The sequence below is a fragment of the Clostridium sp. AF19-22AC genome, from assembly GCF_003479085.1.
Lineage (GTDB): Bacteria > Bacillota > Clostridia > Lachnospirales > Lachnospiraceae > Faecalicatena_A > Faecalicatena_A orotica.
Genome location: NZ_QUGN01000034.1, coordinates 43,337 through 51,367 on the forward strand (window position 1 = coordinate 43,337; position 8,031 = coordinate 51,367).

Genomic DNA, 8,031 nt, shown 5'->3' on the forward strand with positions numbered 1-8,031 from the left:
ATTTTAAAGACTCTAATTAATATAGGACAGTACCGCATTATAAGATATTATGCAGTCTTTTTTGCAATCAAATTTTTTATCTGTACTTCCGCATTTTTTGTAGCCTTCAATTTTTTCATCAAAGCACTTTACTCTTTCACTTTTTACAGTTACCTTATTGACCTCTTTCATTTTTATTCTCCTTATTTGTTTTTTTAAGTTCTAATTGATGTAAGACAATACTGCATTATGAGATATTAGGCAGTCTTTTTTGCAATCGAATTTTTTGTCTGTACTTCCACATTTTTTATAGCCTTCAATTTTTTCATCAAATATAGTTTCTTTACTGACTAATTTTTCCCCTTTTCTACTATTCATTTTTTTCTCTCCATTTCATTAAAATTTGTATTGATTTACAATAAAGTTCAACCGCCCAAGGGCATCGCCTCCTTTAAATTATTTCTAAATTAATCAACATTATTGTTGAAATAATTCCTAAAATTTAATCCAAATTCCTCAATATGCTACATTTCTAATCGGATGAATTACACCGTTTATATAATATGGCATTGGTCCTAAAATCTTTGCATTCTTTTCAATTTCCTCAAGTTCTTCCAAATTATCCCTCACCAATTGGTTTGCCATCTTAGTATATAGACATGAGAAATCATCCGGACAATGAATATCATTATTCTCATGTAAGCTTGCTGCAAAGCAACCTTTACTTTTACAATTTTCATACTCTTTACATGATAAACATTTGGAATTATCAATATACTTAATATCTTTTAATTTCTCTCTAAGTAAAGTCCCAAACTCAGAAAATCCATCAAATACATTGCCTAAGCTATATTGCTGATCTAACAAACTTGGACATAAAAACATTTCACCTTCTACATTTATATAAAAGCTTATAATACCAGCACCACAAGAAAATACTCTTTTTGAGATATCTGTATAACTGTCAAAGGCATTTTCTATATAGCGCCACATAAAGTAATTATTATGGTGATAACAAGTTATATAATACTCCAGAACCTTTCTGTATATTTTAAACAAACAATTAAGTTCTTCTTTATTCCATTTGGTATCTGTATTAATGCCAGCATCAATATCCAAAAATCCTAAGTCTTCGTGAAAATGTTTTATAGTTTCCAAATGATGAGTATAATTATTTTTTGTAATTACAGCTGATGCTTGAACAGCTCTTCCTGTTTTCAACTCAAAATACTTTAAATAGTCTAAATTTTTTATGACATATTTATAGGATCCTGCGCCATTTACCATTTTTCGTGATAAGTCATTAACGTTCTCATTTCCATCCAAGCTGACCTTTAACGAAAATTTGTATTTTATTAAAAACTCTATAATTGATAAATCTAAAATCGTCCCATTTGTTGTTATAGTATATAAAAATTTAATTTGATTCTCTTTGCTATTAGCTTCACAGTAATAAACTATATTTTTTACTTTGTCGAAATCAAGCAAAGGCTCTCCACCAAGAAAATTAATTTTTATTATCCTATTCCTATGGTTTTCACACTTTATCCGTTCAATAGCAAACTCCACGCTTCGATATGCGATCCTATCATCCATTGTCTTATTGGTTTTATCACCAACATAACAATAATCACATGCTAAATTGCATTTCTTATTTATCTCTAACGTCATTGTAATCATTTTTAAAATATCCTTTCTTTAATCGTGCCCTCTGTAACCCAAAATATTTTACTAAAATATTTCATTTCATCTGGATTATGAGAGATTATAAAAATAATTTTATTATTTTTCATAGAATTTACTAACTCATAAAATGCCTCTCTACTGCTATTATCTAGCGATGCCGTCGGTTCATCAAAAACAATTACATCAGCTCCTGTTAATATCGCCCTAATTATGTCTAATCGTTTTTTTTGTCCTCCGGATAAGTTATTACCATTTGTTTGTAATTCTGTATTCCACCCACCAGGTAATTCATTTATATATGTATCTATCTGTAATTTTTTACATAAATAGAGAAACTCATCTTCATCTCTCTCCTGATTTAAAAATAAGTTTTCTTTTATTGATTCTTTAAAAAATAGTGAATCTTGAGGAACATATGCTATATGCCTCCTTATATCTGTTATAGAGAAATCTTCAATTTGTTGATTATTTACCTCTATATAACCACCACTTTTATCCACTAACCTTAGTAATATTTTAGTAATAGTTGACTTTCCACCTCCACTGTTACCAATCAAACCTATAACATCTCCGCAACAAACGCTAAAATTTCCAGTCTTTAAAACAGGATTTTTAGAATTCTCATAATAAAACTCGACATTATTCCACCTAATAGAATCTATTTTTTTCAGTGTCTTTTTTGAGTTTTCCACTTCCTTAGGTAAATTAATCACACTGTAAAAACGATCTATTGCGACTAAAGTTTCTTTATAGCCATTGAAGAAACTACTAATATTATTAATTGGTGTTATGAGCATTGCCTGGTAACTTGTTAATGTAATAATTAAACCAATACTAAAATTATTTGAAAAATATAAATTTCCTCCAACAAACCAAACAATTACAATTAATAAATATACAAGTAAAGCTCCTATGTATATATTCAAATTATATGTCAGTTCTAAACTAATATCAGCTTTATACTGTTGTGCATATACATTTCTAAATTTTTTATTAATCTTTCTGTATAGATTATAAATTTTTACGTTTAAAATATTATTGTATATATCCGAAAAATAATCTATTGTCTTTGCATTCGTCTTCATATATTTTTCTGAAAGTATGTTAACTTTTTCTCCCCAAAAATGATTATTTATCAAATACAAAAAGATTACGATTCCCGTAAAAATAAACACTTTCCAACTAATCAAGTATATTGCTAAACAAGTTAATAACAAGGAAAGAATGTTTGAAACTAGTTGCACTAAAGCCTCTCCTGTATTAGATGCAATAATTTCAATTTCATTTTCATACTTTGAAAGTACATTTCCTAACCCTTCATGCTTTATTGTTTCATATTTAGCTTTTGTAATGCTTTTCAACATATCTATCCGTAAACTCATCTTAATATTCTCAGTAATTTTATTTGATAAATAATTGCCTAAAACAGAGCATATAATAGTAAATATATATGCCAAAAACAAAATTGTAATATGAATAATAAATAGTTCTTTTTCCTTATTAGGTAATGATTTATCAATAATTTCTTGTGTAATCCTAGGCGTCATTAAAGCAAGTACGCTAGAAACAATACTAACAATAAAGATAAAAGACAATAATTTTTTTTCTTTTAGAACATATTTTTTAATTACGTTCTTATATTCTACATTTAACATCAATATCCTCACTAAAATAATCAGATTCACAAATCTGCTCGAAATTATTAACTACATATTTTAAATATTCGTTTAGTTCAAAAAAGTTATTTTTATAGTTATCCTTTTTAACGAACATTTCATAGTAAATAAGTACTTTTTGTAAACTACAGTCAATACTCTCTACTCTTTCGCCTTTATCATTAACACAATTAGCTGCACACTCTCCACAACAAAAATATTTATAAGGGCAAATCTTGCATTTTGGGATTTGATTTACATAAAACAAACTTTTTATTCCAGCATTTTTTTTCTTTTCTTCATATCGCTCTAAAACAATATTCACATCTTCTTTAATATTTCCCAAAACAAACTTTTCGCTTGTTAAATTAGGACACATATAAACATTTCCGTCCGGTGCTATTGTCAGCAAATCATCAACAGCCCCACAATGTTTTTTGGGACTTAAGTTAAAGGTGAGTGCATTAATAAAATTCTTATCCTCATATTTTTTATCAAGTACAAATTGTACTGCACGCTGATACAACTTAATTTGATCCAATACTTTAATTGAAAAATTTTTCCCTCTCCCCACAGGAGCAACAATTCTAAGTTGGAAAAATGCATTATATTGTGCCGCCATATTTAATGCTTCTTCAAGATATTTCATATTATAAGGCGTTAATACATACGAAAAAGAAAGTTTAACTTTTTTTGTTTTTAACTGTTCAAATAAAGGAACCATTTTTTTATATTGGCGTTCATTACAAAACAAATTCTCAATGCTGATTTCTATAACACCGACCCTTTCTACTAAACAGTCTATAAGTTTTTTTGATAAAAGAAGTCCATTGGTTTGGAATACAATATTTTCTTTTCCTATTGACTCAGCCATCTTTTCTACTAATTTTTCTATATTCTTCTTTACTAATGGTTCGCCTCCACTAATAACTACCTTTTTTAAAGATGGTTTTAACTTATCAATAAACTTTTGTGTATCGTTTATGATTTTCTCAACTGACAGCTCGTCTTCTGTAGTAACATCTGGTCCAGAATTTGCAGCACAAAAATCACAATTTAAATTACATTTTTTTGTTGTAATAATATGTAATGTTCCTATATCCTGGCTTACAGATTTACTATTAAAATCAAATGTTTCGATAAGTTTTCTATAAAATTTATCCTTATCTTTACTTTCTCCTTCATACACTTCTAAAGGCATCCTAACCCAATTCATATTATCTGAATTTAGTAGAATTACTTTTCCATTTGAAATATATCTAAAAATTTGTCTCATCATCTTCACCTTCTTCTAACTTTTTAATAAAATCGCTAACTTCAATTTTGTGAGTTTTTGCAAAATCATACACTTTCATAAAACGAAATATTTTATTACGAAACATACTAGTAAATACTATACAATTATGTCGATATAGTATTTGTTCTAATCTGCAGGTTGCTTTACTTACTTGATTCAAATAACCAGTTAAGCTATAATTTTTAAATCCACATCTTTTTCCGCTACAGGAAAAATCTATTTTGCAGTCACAAATACTACAAGTTTCTTTTAAATGCTTTCTTATGAGCGAAATAAATTTTTCGTGACTAATTCCAGAATAAATATTTCCAATTTCCCATTCTGGATCTCCCGCCACATAATTGCAGGGATAAATATTCCCTTTACAGTCAACTACAAAATGGTTTTCAGTTCCAGCAGAGCAAAAGCAAACTTCTCTTTTTGCAATAAAAGTCGATATCTTAAAATCATAAAGATTAATCACTTTATTAGGGTCTTCAACGATGTTTTCTAGATAAAACTGATCTAGTTTTGTCATTTCTGAATCTAGTAATTGCATACTATTTTCGGACCAAGATGTAAATTCGTCTAATCCTATATAAATACGTTTCACTCCCATTTTTGAAAAAAATCGTATATTATCCATTAAATATTTAACGTTATTATCAGTAACTGTCATTCTTACATTAAATTTCTTATTATTTCTTATCAAATACTTAATCTGGCTAATAATATATTTATAATAATCTTTTCCAGATTTACTTTTTCGGTTAAGATCATTTGTTCTTCGATCCCCATCAATGCTAATAGATAATTCTATTCCTGTAGTAAATATAGTATCTAACACACTCTTATCTAATAAAGTAGCATTTGTAGTCATTTCAATATTAAATTTTTTCTTTGGATATTTTTCTGATACAAGATTTGTGATTTTATAAAATGCTTTCTTGTTAAGTAATGGTTCTCCCCCTAGAAGCATTAAATCTATCTCTTCATCCTCATGTGCCAAATTACAGATAAAATTAATTGTATCTTCTACCGTTTTTTCATTCATTATAGATGAACATTTTTTTTCGCCTTCGTAACAATATTTACATTCTAAATTACATCCTTCTGCCAACAATAAAGTACATTCCATGACCTCTACTCCTTAATTGTAAATACTCACCAATCTGTTACTGTGATCCTTTGTAATCTGATACCTCTCCCAAATATTAAAATAAGGTAAAACAGTAATAATATCATTCCCACATAAATAGCATTGCTTGATGACTTGCCTAACCTTATTTATATTTGTAATACTTTCTACATAATCACCTAATCCCCAAAAGATAATTTTTTCTTTTGATAATACCGTTTGCACATTATCATCTGTACAAATTTCCACTGATTTTGCAATGGTTTTTAGATAATTAATAATGTTATAATCATTTTCACTCATCAAACCACAAACCACATATAAAACCTGTTTGTTTATAGTAACAGCAAATCTATTGCTTATAGACTCGACTACTATTTTTTTCATATTTTCCTCTTTCAATATTCCCTTCAGATTAGAAATAAGTTCTTGTTTATCTCCACCTTCTTTATACAAATTTGCGAGAATCCCTATTAAATACGGGACAAGATAACTGTTACCTTCTCTTATTTTTATTTCCTTTTCCCACAAATACAAAACATTAAAATTGAATATAACTTCATTCTTATTAACGCTGCAATATGCTTTTTGCCTTATATCATTATCAACCGATATAATCTCTGAAAATTCTGCCGGATAAGCCATCTTATTCTTTTCGTTGGCTTTAGCTGCGACAATTAAAATATTATTACGTTTAGCTTCAAGACATATCTCATGCAGCATACTTATAATACTTTCATTATTTGATGCATATCCTAAGCTTAAATTAATAAAATCAACTTTTTGATCTATACATTTTTCTATAGCAGTTATTAAGTCAATAGCATTTCCCTTAATATTGGAATCTAAAATCGGTATTGCTGTAATATCTAAGTAAGGATTTAATGATAACAATACGTTTGCAACTTCCGTTCCATGAAGTACAGAAGTTTTATAATCTGCATTACAAAAATGAGTTTTATCAAATATTATTTGGTCTGTTCTAATTTCTGTATCAATAATCCCTATTTTGATCATTTTTTTCCTCTTATAATTTAGTATTAAATTTCTTTTCGTTGAAATTATTATATCTCTATCTTAAGCTAATACTTAATAATAGAATAAAAGGCCGTATAACATGAATAATCGTTTCATTTAATATTTTTGTTTACGTTAGTTCAGTAATAAGTGTACCGTCGTGTTCATTTTTGCCTATATATAAATCATTGATACCTAATTGAATGATATATTTTCCTTATTGCCCTTCCTGCATCTTTCACGATTTCTTAAGATCTAGGCACTGTTTCCCATCCCCTGAAATCAAATTATCTCATGCTCATATCAAATAGTCGGATCCTAGATTTCCGAGAAGTGTTCCCCCTAGGCATCCGACTCCATGCTTTCTTACCATCTTGAACCATACTTGCTCTACTTATTTTTCTCACATTCTTAATTTTGCTCTTAGTATTCAATTATTAACTGAAAATTCTAGAATCCAACAGCAAAAAAGAACAGCATGCCTAAAAACACACTAGAACTAATATGACTCAAAGTCGAGAATGAAAACGTCAATACTAAGAATTGAGGAATAAAAAAAACGCATCTCAATAGAAAGAAAGATGGACCGCGCAACTCAAAGGGAAAAAGCAGCATTTGTCAAAGAACTTAGGGAAAAGGGTGGAAATTAAATCATCTGCAAAAAGCAGTAGACATGACAAGATTGATCTGTTACTATGAACCAGTAATTCTGATACCGTAAATCTTCAGGAATTATCAGAAAAAATCGAAGGTATATTTTAATCGCTATAAAAAACGATACGGAATACAAAGGAAACATAGAAAATTTATAATCGTGTCTATAGAGTAAATCAAAAGAGAATTCAACACCTAATGCACAAAATGAGATTAAAGGAAGAGAAACCTAAGAAGAATAATCTTTCTTCTCTTCTTTTAGTTTCCCCACGAAACAAGCATCAATATTACACCCTTAGTTCAATATTTTCTTCAGAACAATACTTATTATAGCGAACTCGGTATAGCTCGAGCCAAGGCTCAGTATCAGCATGCTTACTTTAGAAATACTCTTAAAGATTATGGAATCATCCAGGCCATGTCAACGAAAGAGAACCTCTACAATAACTGTATCATAAAGACCTTCTTTGAAATGATGAAGAATGAGATGTGCTATGGAAAACAAAACACTACAGATATTTGATAAATTTTAAAGGGTGCTGAAAAAATATACAGATTATTACAAGCATGAGAAAAACCAGACTAAATCACGACCACCGGCTTAGCCGGTGGTTTGCTTTGACCCT

General features: G+C 28.8%; 7 protein-coding genes. All 7 read right to left on the reverse strand.

Translation table 11 applies throughout. From position 1 onward, the window contains the following. Positions 1 to 12: 12 nt before the first annotated feature. Positions 13 to 171, reverse strand: coding sequence for a hypothetical protein (locus DWX43_RS27140; RefSeq protein ID WP_158547688.1), 159 nt, complete (start codon positions 169 to 171; stop codon positions 13 to 15). A gap of 30 nt (positions 172 to 201) precedes the next feature. After that, positions 202 to 357, reverse strand: coding sequence for a hypothetical protein (locus DWX43_RS27145; protein WP_158547687.1), 156 nt, complete (start codon positions 355 to 357; stop codon positions 202 to 204). Between the two features lie 138 nt (positions 358 to 495). Further along, positions 496 to 1,659, reverse strand: a complete 1,164-nt coding sequence (locus tag DWX43_RS24975; RefSeq protein WP_117500936.1) for a radical SAM protein — start codon at positions 1,657 to 1,659, stop codon at positions 496 to 498. Between the two features lie 2 nt (positions 1,660 to 1,661). Beyond that, entirely contained in the window at positions 1,662 to 3,320 is a 1,659-nt protein-coding gene (locus DWX43_RS24980; protein WP_117500935.1) for an ABC transporter ATP-binding protein, read from the reverse strand. After that, entirely contained in the window at positions 3,301 to 4,599 is a 1,299-nt protein-coding gene (locus DWX43_RS24985) for a radical SAM protein (RefSeq protein ID WP_117500934.1), read from the reverse strand. Before DWX43_RS24985 ends, DWX43_RS24980 begins: the two co-directional genes overlap by 20 nt. After that, entirely contained in the window at positions 4,580 to 5,734 is a 1,155-nt protein-coding gene (locus tag DWX43_RS24990; protein WP_117500933.1) for a radical SAM protein, read from the reverse strand. Before DWX43_RS24990 ends, DWX43_RS24985 begins: the two co-directional genes overlap by 20 nt. 12 nt (positions 5,735 to 5,746) lie before the next feature. Next, entirely contained in the window at positions 5,747 to 6,751 is a 1,005-nt protein-coding gene (locus DWX43_RS24995) for a S8 family serine peptidase (RefSeq protein ID WP_117500932.1), read from the reverse strand. Between the last annotated feature and the right edge of the window lie 1,280 nt (positions 6,752 to 8,031).

Bases quoted from the DNA above. Each gene is read 5' to 3' on its own strand.
- DWX43_RS27140 (WP_158547688.1), bottom strand. From the start codon at position 171: ATGAAAGAGGTCAATAAGGTAACTGTAAAAAGTGAAAGAGTAAAGTGC.
- DWX43_RS27145 (WP_158547687.1), bottom strand. From the start codon at position 357: ATGAATAGTAGAAAAGGGGAAAAATTAGTCAGTAAAGAAACTATATTT.
- DWX43_RS24975 (WP_117500936.1), bottom strand. From the start codon at position 1,659: ATGATTACAATGACGTTAGAGATAAATAAGAAATGCAATTTAGCATGT.
- DWX43_RS24980 (WP_117500935.1), bottom strand. From the start codon at position 3,320: ATGTTAAATGTAGAATATAAGAACGTAATTAAAAAATATGTTCTAAAA.
- DWX43_RS24985 (WP_117500934.1), bottom strand. From the start codon at position 4,599: ATGATGAGACAAATTTTTAGATATATTTCAAATGGAAAAGTAATTCTA.
- DWX43_RS24990 (WP_117500933.1), bottom strand. From the start codon at position 5,734: ATGGAATGTACTTTATTGTTGGCAGAAGGATGTAATTTAGAATGTAAA.
- DWX43_RS24995 (WP_117500932.1), bottom strand. From the start codon at position 6,751: ATGATCAAAATAGGGATTATTGATACAGAAATTAGAACAGACCAAATA.